Origin of the sequence: Idiomarina baltica OS145 (assembly GCF_000152885.1) — a bacterium.
GTDB classification, from domain to species: Bacteria; Pseudomonadota; Gammaproteobacteria; order Enterobacterales; family Alteromonadaceae; genus Idiomarina; species Idiomarina baltica.
The window spans coordinates 334,162-354,481 of the sequence record NZ_CH672405.1 but is presented as its reverse complement, the minus strand read 5'-3'; the positions used below and the strand labels follow the sequence as shown (position 1 = coordinate 354,481).

The 20,320-nt window shown below is 49.2% G+C and carries 17 protein-coding genes and 1 other RNA gene; 12 read left to right on the top strand and 6 right to left on the bottom strand.

Going from position 1 to position 20,320, the window contains the following annotated elements; translation table 11 throughout:
* Positions 1–54: 54 nt before the first annotated feature.
* Genes OS145_RS07485 through OS145_RS07475 form a run of 3 tightly spaced genes read left to right on the top strand, consistent with a single transcriptional unit; the run spans position 55 to position 4,002 of the window.
* On the top strand, positions 55–999 hold the full coding sequence (locus OS145_RS07485; RefSeq protein WP_006955700.1) for an isopenicillin N synthase family dioxygenase: 945 nt from the start codon (positions 55–57) through the stop codon (positions 997–999).
* Positions 996–2,771, top strand: coding sequence for a bifunctional metallophosphatase/5'-nucleotidase (locus OS145_RS07480; protein ID WP_006955699.1), 1,776 nt, complete (start codon positions 996–998; stop codon positions 2,769–2,771). The genes OS145_RS07485 and OS145_RS07480 overlap by 4 nt, the downstream gene beginning before the upstream one ends.
* A gap of 10 nt (positions 2,772–2,781) precedes the next feature.
* Positions 2,782–4,002 (top strand): multidrug effflux MFS transporter, encoded by a 1,221-nt coding sequence (locus OS145_RS07475; protein WP_006955698.1) that lies wholly within the window; start codon positions 2,782–2,784, stop codon positions 4,000–4,002.
* 73 nt (positions 4,003–4,075) lie between these two features.
* Here OS145_RS07475 and fadE read toward each other — a convergent pair whose 3' ends face one another.
* The gene (fadE, locus tag OS145_RS07470; RefSeq protein ID WP_006955697.1) at positions 4,076–6,538 is read right to left on the bottom strand and encodes an acyl-CoA dehydrogenase FadE; all 2,463 of its coding nucleotides are present in this window, start codon (positions 6,536–6,538) and stop codon (positions 4,076–4,078) included.
* A gap of 174 nt (positions 6,539–6,712) precedes the next feature.
* Between fadE and OS145_RS07465 the strand changes: the two genes are divergently transcribed.
* Positions 6,713–7,447 carry a DUF3108 domain-containing protein gene (locus OS145_RS07465; protein WP_006955696.1) on the top strand — a complete coding sequence of 245 codons (735 nt, stop codon included), beginning with the start codon at positions 6,713–6,715 and terminating at the stop codon, positions 7,445–7,447.
* Here the strand turns inward: OS145_RS07465 and purN are convergent.
* The 3 genes from purN to OS145_RS07450 all read right to left on the bottom strand — a co-directional run bounded on the left by purN (position 7,444) and on the right by OS145_RS07450 (position 10,695).
* Entirely contained in the window at positions 7,444–8,085 is a 642-nt protein-coding gene (gene purN / locus OS145_RS07460; protein ID WP_006955695.1) for a phosphoribosylglycinamide formyltransferase, read from the bottom strand. The two genes, OS145_RS07465 and purN, sit on opposite strands and share 4 nt — an antisense overlap.
* A gap of 10 nt (positions 8,086–8,095) precedes the next feature.
* Entirely contained in the window at positions 8,096–9,151 is a 1,056-nt protein-coding gene (purM, locus tag OS145_RS07455; RefSeq protein WP_006955694.1) for a phosphoribosylformylglycinamidine cyclo-ligase, read from the bottom strand.
* Between the two features lie 92 nt (positions 9,152–9,243).
* Positions 9,244–10,695 carry a TrkH family potassium uptake protein gene (locus tag OS145_RS07450; protein WP_006955693.1) on the bottom strand — a complete coding sequence of 484 codons (1,452 nt, stop codon included), beginning with the start codon at positions 10,693–10,695 and terminating at the stop codon, positions 9,244–9,246.
* A 146-nt stretch (positions 10,696–10,841) separates the two neighbouring features.
* On the opposite strand from OS145_RS07450, the gene OS145_RS07445 reads away from it, so the two are divergent.
* Complete coding sequence (locus tag OS145_RS07445; protein WP_006955692.1) at positions 10,842–11,975, top strand: peptidase C39 family protein; 1,134 nt, start codon at positions 10,842–10,844, stop codon at positions 11,973–11,975.
* Here OS145_RS07445 and OS145_RS07440 read toward each other — a convergent pair.
* The gene (locus tag OS145_RS07440; RefSeq protein ID WP_006955691.1) at positions 11,972–13,792 is read right to left on the bottom strand and encodes a choice-of-anchor I family protein; all 1,821 of its coding nucleotides are present in this window, start codon (positions 13,790–13,792) and stop codon (positions 11,972–11,974) included. The genes OS145_RS07445 and OS145_RS07440 overlap by 4 nt on opposite strands.
* A gap of 203 nt (positions 13,793–13,995) precedes the next feature.
* Between OS145_RS07440 and OS145_RS07435 the strand changes: the two genes are divergently transcribed.
* The 4 genes from OS145_RS07435 (at position 13,996) to OS145_RS07425 (ending at position 17,652) form a co-directional block, all read left to right on the top strand.
* Entirely contained in the window at positions 13,996–15,108 is a 1,113-nt protein-coding gene (locus OS145_RS07435; RefSeq protein ID WP_006955690.1) for an NADH:flavin oxidoreductase, read from the top strand.
* A 9-nt stretch (positions 15,109–15,117) separates the two neighbouring features.
* Positions 15,118–15,771 carry an isoprenoid biosynthesis glyoxalase ElbB gene (gene elbB / locus OS145_RS07430; RefSeq protein ID WP_006955689.1) on the top strand — a complete coding sequence of 218 codons (654 nt, stop codon included), beginning with the start codon at positions 15,118–15,120 and terminating at the stop codon, positions 15,769–15,771.
* 104 nt (positions 15,772–15,875) lie between these two features.
* Positions 15,876–16,235: a transfer-messenger RNA gene (gene ssrA / locus OS145_RS13190) on the top strand.
* A gap of 193 nt (positions 16,236–16,428) precedes the next feature.
* Positions 16,429–17,652 carry an integrase domain-containing protein gene (locus tag OS145_RS07425; protein WP_006955688.1) on the top strand — a complete coding sequence of 408 codons (1,224 nt, stop codon included), beginning with the start codon at positions 16,429–16,431 and terminating at the stop codon, positions 17,650–17,652.
* A gap of 349 nt (positions 17,653–18,001) precedes the next feature.
* On the opposite strand, the gene cadR is transcribed toward OS145_RS07425, so the two are convergent.
* The gene (cadR, locus tag OS145_RS07420; protein ID WP_011588648.1) at positions 18,002–18,424 is read right to left on the bottom strand and encodes a Cd(II)/Pb(II)-responsive transcriptional regulator; all 423 of its coding nucleotides are present in this window, start codon (positions 18,422–18,424) and stop codon (positions 18,002–18,004) included.
* A gap of 80 nt (positions 18,425–18,504) precedes the next feature.
* Between cadR and OS145_RS07415 the strand changes: the two genes are divergently transcribed.
* The 3 genes from OS145_RS07415 (at position 18,505) to OS145_RS07405 (ending at position 20,304) form a co-directional block, all read left to right on the top strand.
* The gene (locus OS145_RS07415; protein ID WP_006955687.1) at positions 18,505–19,398 is read left to right on the top strand and encodes a cation efflux transmembrane domain-containing protein; all 894 of its coding nucleotides are present in this window, start codon (positions 18,505–18,507) and stop codon (positions 19,396–19,398) included.
* A gap of 3 nt (positions 19,399–19,401) precedes the next feature.
* Positions 19,402–19,905: a signal peptidase II gene (gene lspA / locus OS145_RS07410; protein ID WP_006955686.1), complete on the top strand. Its 504-nt coding sequence runs from the start codon at positions 19,402–19,404 to the stop codon at positions 19,903–19,905.
* 75 nt (positions 19,906–19,980) lie between these two features.
* On the top strand, positions 19,981–20,304 hold the full coding sequence (locus OS145_RS07405; protein ID WP_006955685.1) for a hypothetical protein: 324 nt from the start codon (positions 19,981–19,983) through the stop codon (positions 20,302–20,304).
* Positions 20,305–20,320 lie beyond the last annotated feature (16 nt).

The following is a 20,320-nucleotide window of genomic DNA, read 5'->3' as shown; positions in this document are numbered from 1 at the left end:
TTAAACTATACAGCCTTTTGTTTTGCTGTTTTTCGACAATTTACGGATGTACCCATGCAATCAACTAATCACTCAATTCCCCACGTGGATATGCGTCGTTACGACGAAGATTTTCAAGCATTTACCAAGGATGTCGGTAACGGCTACGAAGAATATGGATTTATTGCGCTGACAAATCATGGTGTTGATACACAGTTGATTGAACGAGCTCTGGATACTTGCCGTGAGCTATTCGCACTGCCCGAAGACGTGAAAATGAAATATCACCGTCCTGGAGAAGGTGGTGCACGGGGTTATACGCCGTTTGGTACCGAGATTGCAAAAGATGCAAAACATGTCGATTTAAAAGAGTTCTGGCATGTGGGACGTGAGCTCGAAGGCGAGCCGCCGTATCCACAGTTGCTGCCCAACGTGTGGCCCGAGGAACTGCCAGAGTTTAAGCGCGATATGACCTTGATCTATCAAGAACTTGATAAACTAGGCAACAAGGTATTAGATGCGTTGGCGGTGTTTTTAGACCAGCCGCGAGATTTCTTCCGCGACAAAGTCAACTTGGGTAATTCAATCCTACGTCCGCTGCATTACCCACCGATTATCGATGAAGGGACACCGTCGGTGCGCGCCGGCGCGCATGAGGATATCAACGTACTGACGTTGTTGGTGGGCTCGCGTGAACCTGGGCTTGAAGTATTGGCGAAGGACGGTACTTGGGTGCCGGTCACCATTATTGAAGGTGCTATTATTTGTAACGTGGGTGATATGCTACAACGACTCACTAACCACCAGTTGCCGTCAACAACTCACCGCGTGGTGAACCCTCCGATGCCTTACAGCGCTAAATCGCGTTATTCGATTCCATTCTTTTTGCATTTTAATCCGGATGTGATGATTACACCGTTGGAATCATGTATTTCTGAAGAAAATCCACAAAAAGATGAACCTATTACTGCTGATGACTATCTGATGGAACGGTTACGCGAAATAGGTTTGGTAAAATGAAACAGGTTGTAATTTCGTCGCTGGCACTCAGCTTGTTGGGTGCTTGCGCTTCTACGCCGCAACAACCCGCGGCGCCGAAGCCTTTTGAATTGACTATCGCACATATTAACGATCATCACTCGCACCTGGCTCCGAGCGAATTAACCTTTGATTGGGCAGGGCAGGCGTGGCAAGTCGAAGCGGGTGGCTTCCCGCGTATGACGGCGATGATTGACCAGATTAGACAGAACAATCAAAACGTCCTGACATTACATGCGGGCGATGCGATTACCGGTAGCGTGTTTTTCAAACGCTTGGGCAGCGCCGCCGATGCGCGCTTTATGAACGATACCTGCTTTGATGCGTTCACCATTGGGAATCATGAATTTGATACCGGGGATGTTGGATTAAAAACCTTTTTAGATCAGCTTGGAACGACGCGCTGTAATACCGTCAAGTTGTCCGCCAATATTGAACCCGAAATTGGTGTTTCGCCGTTAACACCGCAAACGGCAACGGATTCTTTTCAGCCTTATACGATTATTCAGCGTAATGGGCAGTCGCTTGGGCTGGTTGGTTTAACGATCGCCCAGCGCACCATGCAAACCTCGCACCCGGATAAAACCACACGGTTAACCGATGAATTAGCCGCAGCTCAGCGTAGCGTTGCGGCACTGCAGGCGCAGGGTATTGAAAAGATTATTCTATTAACGCATGTGCAATACCAAAATGATATCGACTTCGCCGGCAAGTTGCCGGGCGTGGATGTTATTATTGGTGGTGATTCGCACACTTTGCTCGGGGATTTTAGCGCGTTCGGTATCGATGCCGACGGTACTTACCCAACGCAGGTGACCAACGCGGAAGGCGATCCGGTTTGTATCGCGCATGCGTATAAATACAGCCAGGTAGTCGGTGAGCTACACGTCACCTTTGATGGTGATCGGGTGGCAAGTTGCTCGGGGCGTCCGCACTATTTGATTGGCTCTGATGTACAGCCCAAGGCGGGCGCAGTAACGACCGTACAGCCGGTACTTGATGCGTTGGACCAATCGGGCGTTTTTACGCGCATAGAACCCGATACACAGCAGCAAGCGTGGTTGGATACGTACCAACAACAGATTGACGCGTTTGCAAATGAAGTCTTAGCTAAGGTGCCACAGCGCATTTGTACGCAACCCATTGGCACACCACGTCGTGCCGAGTGTGGGCAGCAACAAAGTTCAGGCTTGCAACGTTTAATTGCCGAATCTTTCTTAGCCGCAGCGCCTGACGCTGATTTTGCGATTCAAAACGGTGATGGGTCACGTGGCGATATCGAGCCAGGCACCTTTACCGTAGGTGATGCATACAAGTTATTACCGTACGGCAATACGTTGATGACGATCGAGATCAGTGGTTCTGAGTTAAAGCAAGTCTTGGAAGAGGCTCTGAATTTTGCCGTAACGGGTGACGATAATATCGGTGCCTATCCTTACGGTGCGAACATTCAGTACTCAATTAACTTACAGCAAGGCTTTGGCGACCGTATTTCCGACATCAAAGTGTGGGATGACGAGCAGCAAACTTGGAAAGCCGTACGACCACGGGATACCTATCGCGTGGTGACTAATAGTTACATTGCTGGTGGACAAAGTGGCTATAAAACCTTTTTAACTTTGTCTGACCGCGGTCGAGCCCACAATACCGGTATCGACTATGCACAAGCCTTCGCCGACTATGTGCGCCAATTTGATCAACTCAAGCGACCAACACAGTTTGCTACGCAGGAGTTTGTACCCGTAAAAGAATAGGAGTGAACACATGAGTGGAACGCAGCGCGATTCCTTTACCGTATCTGATTCAGCACGATTCGATTTTGTAGTTATTATTCTTGCGTTGCTGACAGCTTTCGCGCCGCTTTCCATCGACATGTATTTGCCGGCATTTACGGCGATTGCGGCAGACTATCAAACCGATACACATCGCGTTGAGCTCTCGCTCAGCGCGTTCTTTTTTGGCTTGTTCATTGGTCAGTTACTCTACGGCACCGCGACCGATAAATTTGGTCGTAAAAAGCCGCTGTATATTGGCCTCGCCATCTATGTTGTGACTTCCATTGCCTGTGCTTGGGCGCCTGACATCGAATGGTTAATCGTGCTGCGCTTTTTCCAAGCGATTGGCGCCTGTGCGGGGATTGTCATTGCCCGTGCTGTGGTGCGAGATCTCTACACACCGCAGGCTTCTGCGCGCGTGTTTTCCTTTTTGATTTTGGTGATGGGGGTGGCGCCTATTTTGGCACCACTGTTTGGTAACTATGTAACCGAATGGTTTGGTTGGCGGGCGATTTTTTGGATTGTCAGCGTGCTCGGCGTCGCGTGCGCCTTTGTTATTCATCTCGTATTACCTGAAACCCGCGGGCGTCGCTATGACGTGCGCATGCGACATAGTGGCCGAACCTATTGGGACGTTTTAAAAGATCGTAGCTTTCTGCGCTACTCACTGACAGGTGGCATCGCACAAGCAGGCTTGTTTGCTTACATCACAGGCTCTCCATTGATGTTCATCGAGCTGTTTGACTTTACACCATCAGCTTATAGCTGGCTGTTTGGCGCGAACGCGGTGGGTATCATTGGTTTTTCGCAGCTTAACGGATGGCTATTAAAGTATTACCCGGCACGTAAAATTCTTAACGTATCTTTGCCTATTTTAGCGGTCGTTTCAGTGGGGATGGCGGTTGCTGCCTATGTAAAAGCACCGGTATGGGGCATTTTAGTGCCGTTATTCGCCTACATATCCACGCTGGGCCTGGTTTTCCCCAATGCCATGGCAGGGGCACTGGCTAACCAACAAGAGCGTGCAGGCTCTGCCTCAGCGGTGACGGGGAGTTTACAGTTTTTAATTGCAGGCTTAGTTTCTATGGGCGTTAATTCAGTCAGCGGCTTAACCGACTATGCGATGGCATGGGTAATTGGCTCTACTGGCATTATTGCTGTCGTTACGTACCGGTTGATGCGTTACGAAGAGCCGGAGTCAGCGGCCTAATCGCGATTAAGGGCATAAAAAAAGGCGCTCAATTGAGCGCCTTTTTACGAACAAGGAACCGGTGAATCTCTGCTTAAGCAGCTTCACCTTGTTTCTTATCCGTCAGGTTTTTCAATGCGTAATCAAACGCTGCCTGACCTGCCAACAAGTCTGCTGGGTCAAAGTCATCTACGTTAATGGTGCGTAAACGACCTTCTTCAGTGCGCTTCATTAACTCAGCTTCTTCCTCGTTAATCACGCCTAATTCAAGACCGCGCTCTGCCAATGCGTCGAGCTGGGTAAAGCTAAAGCGTTCGCCAGCTGCTTTACAGATCTTCGCGTGCAATGGCTCGCACTTAATCATGTTGACTAAGGTTTCTTCTAAGAACCCAAAGTGACCTTCTGGGCTTAAGAACTGACCTTCACCTAAACGGGTACGTACATCGTTTGGCTCCATCAGGATGCGTGCCACTTTATGATCGGCCTTATCGCTTGGACGATGTGCAATACGACCGAATGGGAACATGACTACGCGCATCGCAGTACCCACGCCACCCATGTTACGCAACAATTCGATTTGCGCTTCCTGTAGTTTATACAAGGTATCTTGCATCGCCCAATGCATAAGTGGTAAATCTTCTTTTAAGCGACCTTGGTCATGGAAGCGTTTCAGTACTGCAGAGCCAATGAACAAGTAACTCAGCATGTCACCTAAACGTGCAGAGATACGCTCTTTACGTTTTAGGTTACCGCCGTACATACCCATTGCAACGTCCGACAACAAGGCTAAGTTAGCGCTGAAGCGGTTCATTTGTTGATAGTACTGCTTGCTTGAGTCGCTCGCGGGCACTGAGCTTAAGCGGTGACCGCCAAAGCCGTAGAATAATGAACGGACAAAGTTGCTTGCGGCAAAGCCAATGTGACCAAACAGCGCTTTATCAAATTTGTTTAACGCTTCTGGACCGCTTTCAGCTGATGCGTTCATTTCCTCAAGGACATAAGGATGGCAACGGATTGCGCCCTGACCATAAATCATCATGCTACGGGTAAGAATGTTGGCACCTTCCACGGTAATCGCAACAGGTACACCTTGATAGCCACGACCTAAGTAGTTGTTAGGACCTAAGCAGATACCTTTACCGCCGTGGATATCCATGGCGTCATCCATACACGCGCGTAGCTTCTCTGTCATGTGGTATTTCGCGATAGCCGAGATAACCGACGGTTTTTCACCTAAATCGATACCCGCAGTCGCTAAGGTTGTTACCGAATCCATTAAGTAGGCGTTACCACCAATGCGTGCCATCGGCTCTTCAACACCTTCCATTTTACCGATAGGCAGTTTGAACTGACGACGGATGCGAGAGTATGCACCGGTTGCCAGTGCCATTTGTTTAATACCACCAGCACTGTTCGAAGGTAGAGTAATACAACGACCCACGGATAAACACTCAACCAGCATACGCCAGCCTTTACCTGCGTTTTTCGCGCCACCGATGATGTAATCAAGCGGAACGAATACATCGGTGCCGCGAATCGGACCGTTTTGGAACGGTACGTTAAGCGGGAAGTGACGACGACCGATTTCAACACCGTCGGTATCACGTGGAATCAACGCACAGGTAATACCCAGTTCTTTCTTGTCGCCCAGTAAACCGTCTGGATCGTACATTTTAAAGGCAAGACCGATCACAGTCGCAACAGGGGCGAGGGTGATATAGCGTTTGTTGAAGTTGAGCTTAATACCGACGATTTCTTCGCCGTTCCACTCACCTTTACAAATAACACCTGAGTCAGGAATCGCACCAGCATCAGAACCCGCTTCAGGACTGGTCAAGCCAAAGCATGGGATCTCGTCACCTTTTGCAAGGCGTGGCAAGTAATGATCTTGCTGTTCTTTGGTACCATAGTGCTGCAACAATTCGCCTGGACCTAATGAGTTAGGTACACCTACGGTGGATGCCAATACCGTACTGACGCCGGCTAGCTTCTGTAAAACGCGTGACTGCGCATACGCAGAAAACTCAAGACCACCGTATTCTTTCTTGATGATCATGGCAAAGAACTTGTTGTCTTTCAGGTACTGCCACACATGCTCAGGCATGTCAGTCAGCTCATGCGTGACCTGCCAGTCGTCGAGCATTTTGCAGACTTCTTCACAAGGGCCGTCCAAAAACGCCTTCTCTTCTGCGCTTAACTCAGCCTTTGGAATGTTGTGTAGCTTGCTCCAATCAGGGTCACCACCGAATACTTCGCCTTCCCACCAAACGGTACCCGCTTCAAGCGCATCACGCTCAGTGTCTGACATTTCTGGCATTACTTTGCGAAATGCCGTTAGAATAGGCTTAGTAAGTAAGCTCTGACGGATTGATGTAATATTCAAAGGCACCAAAATAACGGCAAGAATGACCCAAAGTACAGGGCCAACAATGCCGGCTATGCTGCCAACCGCAAACATCGCCACAAGGCCTGCGCTAAAGGCAACCAAGCTGGCGCGTTTGTAAGTTAATACACCGGCAACCAAGAGGGTTGCGATGATCCAAAGTGCGACACTCATATAAATCACTCCAAGTTAGAGGTCTGACCAGTAATATGTGCAAATTAGATCAGACGGCTATGTTTTTCAAGAAAAATTTGAACACCTGTTTGAATCTTTTGTCATAGAGTGTACAGGCAAGCTGCCAGTAGGGCGGTTATATTGATACGGAGTAACGGCTAAAAGGAGTCTCCGATGGCGAAAAAATTAGTGACCGCAATGGTATTAGCCACTGCATCGTTTGCCAGTATGGCAGTTTGGGCAGAGCCCGTCGAGCTTGCACCTTATAAGGCAGAATACAGTATTACTCGAGGTGGAAGCGACTATGGTGAAGGGCAACGTTATTTAACCCAAACTAATGCGGGCGAGTGGCAGCTGTACGGTCATACCGATATTTCGTGGTTTATACTATCCGATGAGCGCACGACGGAATCGGTGTTCCGTGTGAATGATGAACAAGACTTTATTCCCGTCGACTTCCAATATAAGCGCGAGGGCACAGGGTCGGATCGAGCGTTTCATGCCAGCTTCGATGCCGAAACCCATCAAGCAGTGAATGTGGAATCGGGTAAGCCAATAGACATTAACTGGCAGGGTGCTTTATACGATGAAGGCTCGGTTGCCGAGAAGCTCCGTTTAGATGTTGCCGCTGAACGTGAACCGCTTAGCTATGCAGTGATTGATGAAGAGGGCCATAGTAAAACGTATCGCTTTCAACGGATTGGTGAAGAGACTATTAGCACGCCTTATGGCCAGTTGGACACCATTAAAGTTGAACGTGTGCGGGATAATAACAAGCGCGAGACCTATTATTGGTTCGCACCTGAAATGAACTACTTGTTGGTGCAATTGCAGCAGTTTAAAGAAGGTGACGAGCAAGCCACGATGGCATTAACCGGCGTGACTTATCCGAAGTCGAGCGAGGATTAATCCTCGCTCGCGTAACCGTGCGGCCCGAGCGGCTGATTATCGAGTTCAACGCCTTGTGCACCGAGTGCAAGGCGGTCATCACAAAACCATTTGACCACTAACGGGTAAATACGATGCTCCTGCTCGTGCACCCGCGCCTGCAAGTCATCGGCCGTGTCACCGTCAAAGACCGGTACTTTTGCCTGGAGTATCACCGGGCCGCCATCAAGCTCTTCAGTGACAAAGTGAACACTAACACCGTGTTCCTTATCGCCGGCATCTAATGCGCGTTGATGAGTATTGACGCCTTTGTACTTAGGTAATAGAGACGGATGAATATTCAACATGCGACCGGCAAAGTGACGAGTGAAGTCCGCCGTTAGAATGCGCATAAAGCCCGCTAAAATCACCAAGTCGGGTTGATACGTATCAATTAACGACTGTAACTCGGCATCGTATGCTTCACGGCTATCAAACGCCTTATGCGATAACGCATGAGTAGCGATACCGCGTTCAGCGGCTTTTTCGAGACCTTTTGCGGTGTCTTTGTTAGCGATAACGGCGACAACTTCGCCGTTAATTTGTTGTTTTTCGCAAGCATCTACGATGGCTTGCATGTTCGAGCCGGTGCCCGAAATCAGCACTACAATACGTTTCATGAGCCGTCCACTAGCGGGTTTCGTCAGCTAAAATCTCAACTTGCTCGTCATTTTCGGCGGCATCTGCGATACGACCAATCACCCAAGCATCTTCGCCGAGCTGTTTAAGTAGTTCAACAGCACGCTCTGCTTCAGCGTGTGGTACCGCGATGACCATGCCCACACCACAGTTAAAGGTGCGGTACATTTCGCGCATGCTGACATTGCCGTTTTCTTTTAACCAGTCAAAGATCACCGGCCATTCCCAGCTGTTACCATCAATAACGGCTTTAGCGCCTTTTGGCAGTACGCGTGGAATGTTTTCCCAGAAACCACCCCCGGTGATATGCGACAACGCGTGTACAGGCACTTGCTTAATCAGCTCTAACACTGACTTCACGTAAATGCGTGTCGGCTCAAGTAAGTGTTCAGCGAGCGTACGGTTCTCGAGGTGTGACTCCAAATCCGCCTCGCTGACTTCAATAATCTTGCGGATTAACGAATAGCCATTGGAGTGAGGGCCGCTTGAAGCCAGAGCAATCAGCGCGTCACCTTTGGCAACTTTAGTGCCATCGATGATGTCATCCTTTTCGACAACACCAACACAGAAACCCGCTAAATCAAAATCACCATGCTCATACATGCCAGGCATTTCTGCAGTTTCGCCGCCAATCAATGCACAACCTGACTGCTCGCAGCCATCGCCAATACCGGTCACCACATCCGCAGCCACATCAACGTCGAGTTTGCCAGTTGCATAATAGTCGAGGAAGAACAGCGGCTCAGCACCCTGTACAATGAGGTCGTTGACACACATCGCGACCAGGTCAATGCCTACGCCGCGGTGTTGTTTTAAATCAATCGCTAAGCGCAGCTTAGTGCCCACGCCATCGGTACCTGAAACTAATACCGGCTTTTTGTAGCCTTCAGGAATCTCGCACAATGCACCGAAACCACCAATATTGCCCATCACTTCGGGGCGGCTGGTCCGTTTGGTGACACCTTTAATACGATCAACAAGCGCGTTGCCAGCGTCGATATCAACGCCTGCGTCTTTGTAGCTTAAAGAGGGTTTATTGTTACTCACGAGCAGTTCCTAAGCGGCAAAAAATTTGCGCGCAAGTTTAGCACGAAAAACCACCGAATAGGTACTCCCAATCGGCGGTTTTACGCGGAAAACTAGTCTCGCCAGAACTTAGGTAATAGCAAGGTCAGTACGGTAAAGTACTCCAAACGACCCAAGATCATGGCAAAGGTCAGTAGCCAGGTCCCCGTGTCGGTAACGGGAATAAAGTTGCTCGACACTTCGCCAAAGCCGGGACCGAGTACGTTAATGCATGCTGCGACAGCACTAAAGGCACTAAAAAAGTCGAGTCCAGTCATCATCAGTAAAACCGTGAGCACCATGGTGCAAATGGCAACTAACAACATGAAACTGGTGACCGCGGCGAGTACCGGCGTACGAACCACTTTATGTTGATAGCGCACATGAATCACCGCACTGGGGTGAATTGCCTGCAACATATGATGCTTTATCGCACGGAAAGTAATAATGTTACGGATGAATTTGTTGCCGCCCGCGGTCGAGCCGGCACAGCCACCTAAATAACTCGCAATAATCAAAAAGCCCGCGGTAGCGGCAGGCCACGCGGATAGATCGTCGGCGCCAAAGCCGGTACTGGTCATAAACGAAATGACGTGAAACACCGCCTGCGAGACCGACACCCAGAATGAAGGATGGGTATGATTAAGAACCGCCATCGCCGTCAAAATAACGGAAATCGTGAGGATCGCTAAGATAAAGTAGCGTGTTTCCTCGTCCTGCCAGTAACCTTTAAGTGAGCGTACGGTAAAGTTTTTGTGATGCAGTGCAAAACTGATGGCACCGAGCGCCATAAACACATCGGCAACGCCCAAAATCGTATGACTATTGAAATGACCCATACTGGCGTCATAAGGCGAGAAGCCACCCGTAGATACAGTAGAAAACGAATGAGCAATAGCATCAAACGCATTCATGCCGGCAAGCCAATAGCTAAAGGCACAGGCGAGGGTTAAACACAAATAAACCAGCCATAAATAGCGACTGGTTTTGGCGACACGAGGGGCAATTTTATCGTCTTTAATCGGCCCAGGGGTTTCCGCCTTAAGCAAGCGCATACCACCGACGTTGAGCATGGGCAAAATAGCGACTACGAAAATAACGATACCCAAGCCCCCCATCCATTGCAGAAACTGTCGATACAGTAGGAAGCTTTTGGGCATATGATCGAGCCCGGTCAAGATCGTAGCACCTGTGGTGGTCATCGCGCTGACCGACTCAAATACCGAGTCGGTAAAGCTGACGCCAGTAATGAACATGATAGGTAGGGCGCCTAAAACGCCCATTAAAAACCACGTCATGGTGGCAAAGGCGAGTGCCTCGCGATAATACAAACGCGCCATATTGCCCTTGCGATAACGCAAGTAAACCAACAACGACAGTGCAAAACAAATAAGGGAACCATCTAAAAACTGACTAAAGGTTTTATCCCTAAAGACCAGCATCGACAGCAATGCGAAAACAAGTTGAATACTACCTATCCAAAGAAAAGGCCACGCCAATAGCCGCAAGGTTGCATGTATATTCAATGGTTAACCCTTTGTAGAGACTCTAAAAAATACACAAATAATCATTTCAAACGGGCAAAAATCGTACGATAATAGCTAAGAGCCGATGCGCTGTTGCATTCTTCTGGGCATACGCCCACACCGGTTAAGGATACCCACAGACAGGTATGATGAACCTTGTCCCTGCAAATGTCACCCATCTTGATAGTGTTGTGCAATTAGAAAAGGCAACTTTTCCAGACGATGCCATCAGCAAGCGTAGTTTTCGCCGGTTTATCGAGTCGAACACGGCGGACTTTTTTGTCATGCTCAACGATAAACGCGTGGTGGGCTATTACGTGGTGTTGTTCCGTAATAACACCAATCTGGCGCGGCTGTATGCGCTGGTATTAAGTCCACAATTTCGTGGTAGCGGTTTCGGAAAACAGTTACTTCAACATGCCGAAGATCGAGCAGATTTGCGACACAGCTTATTCTTGCGAACCGAAGTTGCGACCTCTAACCAACTCGCACAACAGTTATTTATTAATGCCGGCTTTCGTGCAGTTGAGCTACGCGAGGCTTACTTCCCACCGAGTGCCAGTCAATCGCAGGATGCGCTGATACTGCAAAAACTATTGCCGCGCTATGAGCTGGGTGAGGATAACAGCGTCGGCGCAACCGAGCGCTACGTGCCCATGATGACACAGTCGACCGAGTTCACTTGCGGGCCAGCAAGTTTATTGATGGCGCTCGATTACTTTGGACGTCCGACCGCTGATGCCTCGCAAGAGGAACTTGAAATTTGGCGCGAGGCGACCACCATTTATATGACTTCGGGTCATGGTGGCTGCGGACCGCACGGACTTGCGCGAGCAGCGTTCAAGCGCGGGTTGTCAGTACGCGTTGCGGTGAATACCGACGAAGCACTGTTTATTGACTCAGTGCGGCAAGAGCAAAAGAAAGAAGTCATGCAACGGATCCAACAAGCCGATATCGATTACCTGAACCGTCACGGCGTTGCTATTGATGTGGGCGACTACGGTGTTGCTGAGCTGAAAGCTGATTTGGGCGAGGGGCGGCTCGTACTTGCGCTCATCTCAACCTATCATTTTGATGGTATACGTGCGCCCCATTGGGTGTTGATCTGTGCCGCGGATGATGACTTTATTTATATCAATGATCCGGACTACGACACCTTACCCTGGGAGTCACCGACCGAACGTCAGTATTTGCCGATTCCAATAGCGACCTTTAACAAGGCGTTTGGATTCGGCGGCCGTAAACAAAAGGCCGCCGTGATTGTGGGGCGCGTCGATTAGTCGACGCTACTAATTTGCCAAACCGACACACTGCCACTGACTTCGTTACCGACCACCAACAGCGGTTTGCCTGTCGCGCTGTCGGCGGCAGGTACAAAGACCATACCCTCAGGCGCGAGATCACCGATACCGTCATCCACTGATAAGCCTTCCGTTAAGTCACGGTTGATAACATAATCAACGAACTGGGCGTTGTAAGGGTTAGTTACATCATAAACCATGATGCCGCCCATACGCTCCAAGCCGATAAACGCATAGGTACGAGAACCGATTTGACCTAAGGTTAACGCTTCTGGTTCAGGCCCTTTGTTTGAAGAACGCGAGTCACCTTCGTTCTCGTCATCGTTATTGTTAAATGCGTTGCCATGCACTGAAGCCGTGATTCGTTCAAAATCGTCACCGCTGTCAAATACCGGCAAACCATTTTGATCCCAAATAGTAAACGAGCGTGAGCCATAGGCATATAGCGTTTCATATTCGCCATCGTTGTCGGTATCCCCAAGAGCTTTAGTCACTGTAAGGCGACCCAAAGGAAAGGCTGTAAAGTCTGCGTCTTTAGGGTCATCACCGGCTAACGTTTCGAGTTCGCTGCCGGCTGCATAATCTAAATCACGCGCCTGGGCTTCATCAGTGTAGGCTAGACAGCCATCGTCACTGTCATAGTCTTCTCCACCTGCTGCAATACAGGCCGCTTCGTCTTCGACCTCAAAAAAGTACTCGCGTGCATCGCCCTCGTTAGCGGTGACTAAAAACGTGGCATTGTTCCATTGATAATGAGCGATCGAGTCCGGCATATAGATGCCTTTTAAGTTATCGTATTGCCCAAAACTCACGGTGCCATCTTCCATGGTGTCAATCTGATACGAGCTCCAATCCTTAAAGCCCAAGCCGACAATCTCAATTGAATTATCGGATAAATCAACCACCGCGAGACCGTTGTTTTCTTGTAAGGTCACATAGGCACGGTCATTGGTCGCAGTAATATATTCGGGTTCTAAATCTTGCGCGACCGTGGTTTCGATAAGGTTACCATTGATGGTGCGACCCGACGGGTTAGGGAAGTGCATACCCAGCGCTGCGAGATCCGCCTGCTGGCCATTAAAACCCTGAAAATTTAACTGCGCGACGGTGGCATTCTCGATTCCTGAGCCTGCAAGTGTGATCACAGTGATTGAACCCTCTGGGTCGACTGAGTAGTCGCCATTAGGCTCACCTTCATTAGCAACGAGGACGCGGGTACCATCCGGAGTAAAAGTGACCATATCGGGTAAAAAGCCCGCCTCGATTGAGCCGCTGTACGTAGCCGTACCTTGTGCTAGCTCATAGAACAAGATTTCGCCACGTACGCCATGATCCGCCTCCATCGCGACCGCCAACCAATCGCCATGGACGGCGATACTATTGGCACCCTGCAACGTTTTACCATTAACGTCGGTTTCTAGCGTTAATGCGGTGCTGGTGAGATTATCTAGTGTAAGTGGGGTGTCGCTTGCCGTCGTCGGAAGCTCTGCGGCATCCATGATTTCAACCGTCGGCGTAGCGGCGGCGCTGTTAATCGCAAGAAACTGCTGGCGCGCGTTATCATATTGCACGATCTCAGCCGCACCTGCGGGATCATCCGGATTTAATACAGTACGTGCAACTAAACTCAGTGAGATTCCGTTAGCTGCGTTTTGACCATCCTCGCCTGCAGGTCCTTGAGGACCTTGAGCGCCTGTCGCACCGGTATCGCCGTCGTCACCCTCGAGCGCACATCCCGAAAGCGCGATGACTAAACAGCTGGCAAGTAATGTATATTTTGTTTTAATTGTCTTCATACAATGTTCCTAGCAATGGTTAAAAAGCTTTCTTACGCTAAGCGTGTTATGTGACCTCTTAACTGCACTCGTGCGACGCTTTGATGACAGTTTGGCGAACAGTTAAGACAAGGTTAAATTGAAGTTCAAACTGATCGGTTTTACTTTATAGATGCGTAGCCCTTAACTAGATAAGAAACAAACACTGGTATAAGGAAGGTCTAATGAGCTCTGCATTTGATGATTTTGAACTGAAAGGACACAAACTCGAAAATCGTTTTGTTGTCGCACCTATGACCCGCACCAGTGCGGATAAAAAAGGTAAGCCCACCGAGCTGATGGGTGATTATTATGAGCGCTTTGCCAAAGGCGGCTGGGGCGTGGTCATCACCGAAGGTATCTACACCGACCAGCAAGCCAGTCAGGGCTATGAAAACCAACCTGGACTGACCGATGCACCTCAAACCGACGCATGGAAAGAGGTTGTAGAGCGTGTACACAAACATGACTGTTTGTTCATCGCTCAATTGATGCACGCGGGTGCGCAAATGCAGCACAATGAATACACCGATGAACCTATCGCACCGAGCGCAGTGAAGCCGAAAGGCGAACCGCTCAGTCTTTACGGTGAAAGTGATGGCTGGAAAGAGCCCAAAGCGATGGGTGAAACCGAATTTGATGCTGCCATGCAAGGTATCATCGGTGCCGTTAACCGAGCTAAAGAAGCCGGTTTCGATGGTATCGAGTTGCATGCGGCTAATGGCTACCTACTCAACGAGTTTTTAAGCGACCACTTTAACCAGCGCGAGGATCAATGGGGTGGTGGCATGGCAAAACGCCTGAAGTTCGTCGAGATGGTCGTCAAAGCCGCAAAATCAGCGGTCGATGACGACTTCATCGTGGGCATTCGTGTGGGTCAAATTACTGTGACCGATCCCGATTACCAGTGGCCAGAAGGCGAAGACGGTATGATCCGTATCGTGAAAGGCTTGAAAGAAGCCGGCGTCGACTATATACATACCACAGACACCAGCGTTGACCGTAAACCGTTTAAAGACGGCAGTAACAATACGCTTGCAGAAGTCGTGCAAGACTTTAGCGACATTCCGGTTATCGTCAACGGTGGTATTGATGAAAGCAATTACGAACACATTGCAGCGCATTACGAAAACGGTTTGCTCGCTATTGGTAAAAAAGCGCTCGCCAACCCCGATTTACCGCATCGGTTAAAGAAAGGGGAAACCATCGAGGATCTCGACTTTGCCATGTTGCAACCCATTGCAACACTCGAAAACGAATGGAAATGGCGCGACGAGCACGATAAGCACGTCAAGTAAGGAGAAATGATGAAACACGTAGCGGTTATCTTATCAGGTTGCGGTGTCTTTGATGGCGCCGAAGTCAACGAAGCCGTACTGACATTGTTGCACTTAGAGAAGCAGGGCGCTAAATATTCAATATTTGCACCCGATGTGCAACAAATGCATGTTGTCGACCACCTAAAAGGTGAAGCCAGTGGCGAGCAACGCAACGTATTGACCGAGTCTGCTCGCATTGCGCGCGGCGACATTAAGCCACTTTCAGAGCTAAACGCGGCGAACTTTGACGCGTTGATTCTGCCAGGTGGGTTTGGCGTTGCGAAAAACCTATGTAACTTTGCCGAGAAAGGCGCCGACTCAACCGTTAACGCCGAAGTACTTGCGGTGGGTAAAGCCTTTAAAGACGCTAAGAAACCCGCAGGCTACATGTGCATTGCACCGGTATTGCTGCCACACGTTTACGGTAAAGGCGTAAAAGGTACCATTGGCACCGATGCCGATACCGCCAACGCATATAACCAGATGGGTGGCGAACATGTGGACTGCAGCGTGCGTGATATCGTCGTTGATGACGCTCACCGCGTGGTCACCACACCGGCATACATGTTGGCAGAATGCCTGCTCGATGCCGATGAAGGTATCAAAAATCTGGTTGAAAAAGTATTGTTTATGGCCGCATAACGCGGAACTGTAAAATAAATTTGTTAAGTGCTTAATATTTCGGCGGTTGCGCTGTCTAAGAGATAGCGCAACACGCGCGAATCAGGTACAATGTACTTTGCTTTGGGGCTGATCTGGATTCGACGGGATACACGAAACCCAAGGTGCATGCCGAGGTGAGGCTGGCCTCGTAAAAAGCCTCAACGTTATAGTTGCAAACGACGACAACTACGCTCTAGCGGCTTAATAACCCGCTAAGCCCGTCCCCCAGCGCTTTGTCTACGAGACTGGATCAGGATGGCTCGACCTAAGGTAGACTCGCGTGGATGCTTTGTCCGGAGCTGAAGCGTTAAACTTAATCGGACTCGCCAGTAGTTGAAGCCTGTCAGTCGGCGTCATGCTGGTTAATAAAAAGACTGAATAAGCATGTAGGACCGAGGATGTAGGTATTGCGGACGCGGGTTCAACTCCCGCCAGCTCCACCAATTCCATAAAAGGGGATGTCTCACGACATCCCCTTTTTTCTTTATAAGTCACGTAAAATAAGGTTTTCATAGGCGTTTGCTTTCCCAGCTTATCCCAAGAAAACCAGCCCCAGCCTGAGTTTTTAGTATTCCAATTTGTATTCCAAGCGATTTTGGGTAAACTCTTTGGAATACATCGAAGGGAGATATGCTTATGGCGCGCTCTACTATTGGGCTCACGGATACAGCCGTCAGACAACTCAAACCTAAAGACAAGGACTACGTTAAGTCCGATGGGAAAGGCTTACAGCTGCGAGTGAGAGTGAATGGTTCTAAGCTTTGGAACTTCAATTACATTCACCCGACGACAAAGAAGCGCGTGAATATGGGGCTGGGTAGCTACCCCGATATGAGCCTTAAAAAAGCCCGTGAGCTCACAGAAGCTGCTAGAAGCCAAGTTGCTGAAGGGGTAGACCCTAAGCTTGCCAGAGAGGAAGAAAGAGCGGCACAACGCTACTCAGAGAACGCGACTTTGAGAAAAGTTGCTGAAGAATGGTTCGAGGTCAAAAAAAGTGAGGTGACTGCTGACTACGCTGATGATATTTGGCGATCGTTAGAGCTACATGTATTTAACCGTTTAGGTGAAACGCCGGTTAGCCAGATAAGTGCTCAAACGGTCATTGATGTATTACGACCGGTTGAGAAAACAGGGCGGTTGGAAACCGTTAAACGTGTAATTCAGCGGTTAAACGAGATAATGAATTACGCTGTCATTAAAAAATTAATTACTGGAAATCCAATCGCTGCCATCAAATCTGCTTTCAAGAAGCCCAAGAAGCAGCATTTACCGACAATTACCGCAAAAGAGCTCCCTGACTTCCTAAGAAAGCTCCATGAAACCAACGTTACGTATATTACTCGGCAGGTTATTAAATGGCAGTTACTAACAATGACCAGGCCATCTGAGGCTGCTGGCGCTAAATGGAGTGAGATCCAATGGCTTGATGACGGCCAAGCTAATTGGTTGATTCCGGCTGAACGGATGAAAAAGCGTCGCCAGCACACAGTTCCACTGTGTGAACAGGCATTGAGGGTGCTGGAGGACATGAAGAGCGTAAGCGATCAATACGAACATATATTTATCTCACTGCGAAAGCCACAAACGTCCATTAACAGCCAAACAGCCAATATGGCGTTAAGACGTATTGGTTACCAGGATAAACTCGTTAGCCATGGTTTGAGGGCTTTAGCCAGCACCATTATGAACGAGGAGGGCAAAGATCCTGACCTGATCGAATCAGCGCTGGCGCATGGTGATCCTAACCAAGTGCGAAGTGCTTATAACCGTGCGGATTACCTTGAGCGTCGCCGTGAATTGATGCAGTGGTGGGGGGGGTATTTGGATGAGGCTTTTAGAAAAGATGCCGGCAGCTTTTAACTTAGAAGGTGTCTGCTGTTTTTTAGCTGCCGGAGGCGGAATCGATAAGATCTAATAACTTATTGTTTTATAGTGGATAAAAAATATTAAGATTCAAGCGTGTTACTTACCTTGTTACTAAAACTTCAGCTTTAGTTTTTTGATTGAAAGCTTTTTCACAAATGAATCTTTTAACTTTTTGGCTATGCCCAATACTCGCTTAACACGTTGAACATAGCTATAGTGGTCTGCAACTTGTGAACGTGTAGTGGCAAATAAATTCGGGTAAGCGGATTAAATGGTTGATCTTACCTTTGCATGAGAGTGAGACAGACCGGCATCTCATCGGATTATCTGGTTGATGCTTCACCTACTGCTGGTGCATGTTTCCTTCGCTAATTCCAGCAAGAACCCCACACGCCTCAACTTCCCGGTCATCGTTGCAACTCGCTCTCAGTGAAACGAGTTGTTTCTCAAGCGCTTGCAGAGCGGTTATCTGCGACCGCACATGAGAGATGTGATCATCGAGCAAGGCGTTGACGGCGGTACAAGGCTGATGAGGGTCGTCCTGATAGCTCTGTAGTTCGTGAATCTCAGCCAGTGACAGGCCCAGGATTCTGCAGCGACGGATGAAGGCCAGCCCCTCACCATGCTTCTCGGTATAGACACGGTAACCGTTGTCCTGCCGATCAGGCGGCGGCAACAAGCCCTGCTGTTCATAGAAGCGGATCGTCTGTGTTTCGACCCCTACCAACTGCGCCAACTGACCAATGCGCATCAGCCTCCTCCCCAACGGATTCTTTACTCTATTGACCTTATAGTAGCTTTATAGTTTAAAATGGTACCACAACATTGTTCAAGTGGAGTCGTATCATGAGCAAATCCTGTGGTGGCGCCTGTGGCGGTGATGCAACGTCCGCAGCGGATACCGATATACAGGCCTCCTCCGAGGCGCCAGGGAGATGGGTCAGTGTTTATGCCGTGCCGAAGATGGACTGTCCATCAGAAGAACGAATGATTCGCCTAGCCCTGAACGGCTTTGAGGAGATTCGGGCGCTGTCCTTCGACTTGTCGAACCGCCGGCTGAAGGTCGTGCATGACGGCGAGGTCGAGCCCGTCACCTCGAAACTGAAGACCTTGGGGCTAGGCGCCTCGCTTCAGGAAACCGTCGCTGCAAATCCGGAGACCATCAAGGCCGCCGAGTTTTCGGCAGCTCTGCTAAGCAAGAATCCGGGACCTGCGCTGTTGCTCGGCATCAATGCACTTCTGTTCGTGGTGGAAATGACTGCCGGTCTGATCGCCCAGTCCACCGGCCTGATTGGAGAATCCCTGGACAATTTTGCCGATGCGGCGGTGTACGGGCTTGCCCTTTATGCGGTTGGACATAGCGTGAAAATGCAGGTACGTGCCGCGCATCTTGCTGGTGTACTGCAACTGATCTTGGCTGTGGGCGTGCTCGTAGAGGTGGTGAGACGCTTTGTATTCGGTAGTGAGCCTGAATCGCTGGTGATGATGGCTATCGCATTCGTCGCATTGATTGCCAATACCAGTTGTCTGCTGCTCATATCCAAACATCGGGAAGGCGGGGCGCACATGAAGGCAAGCTGGATATTCTCGGCCAACGACGTGGTGATCAACCTGGGGGTCATCACCGCCGGCGCCCTGGTCGCGTGGACCGGTTCCAATTATCCGGATCTGATTATCGGCACCATCGCGGGGGGCATTGTACTTAACGGTGCCAGACGCATTTTGGCGTTGAAGGGTTAAATAATGCTCATTATTGGCAAAAAGCTCTCGCCGTATGCCCTATTGTCCATATCGGGCCTGCTGGCAGCGTCTGATCAGGCTGTAAAGTGGCTGGTGCAGCAATCAATGGCCTATGGCGAGTATGTTTCGGTGACCCCGTTCTTTAACTGGGTGCACCTATGGAACACTGGTGCGGCATTTGGCCTGCTTTCAAATGGTGGAGGTTGGCAGCGCTATTTTTTTATTGGGGTTGCTCTGCTAATGTCTGTGGCTTTAACGAGGTTGATCTTTAATAAAGTAAGTAAACGGGATGGCATTAGCTACGGGCTGATTCTTGGGGGGGCGGTTGGGAACCTCATTGACCGACTGTTTCGTGGCTATGTTGTCGACTCCCTTCATCTAGGTTGGCAAACGTGGCAATTGCCAGTTTTTAATATTGCCGATATTGCAATTACCCTAGGAGTTATCCTATTACTGTTAAGCAACTTGCAGGTCTCAATGATACCGAATCTACCGGGTTCTAAGTAAATAGTAAGTATAATAATTAATATGGCCGAGCTTATTTTGGATGGATTAGGAATTTATATTGAGTGGGGTAATTGAATGAAAATATCTTGGTTTTTAATACTGACTGTGCTCATTCATAGCTCTTTTGCCTGTGCTCCTGTGGCTGGTACTTTCAGTCAGTCTTCAATAAAGAGTGCAGGAGTTGCGTATGACTTAGTCTTAGAAATTGAGCGTGAAAATCAAGACTTAAATAAATCAATATATGATAGTAAACAACAAACACAACCTCATATTAGTTGCATTACTGGTTATAACCTCTTAATTTCAGCCGTGCCTGTTATTTTGGCACCCAACTCAAACTCGGTAGGTTTTGACCAAAGCCTGACTCACCAACCCCCTGTACCTCCACCAAACGCGTAACCGTTAACTTAGACTT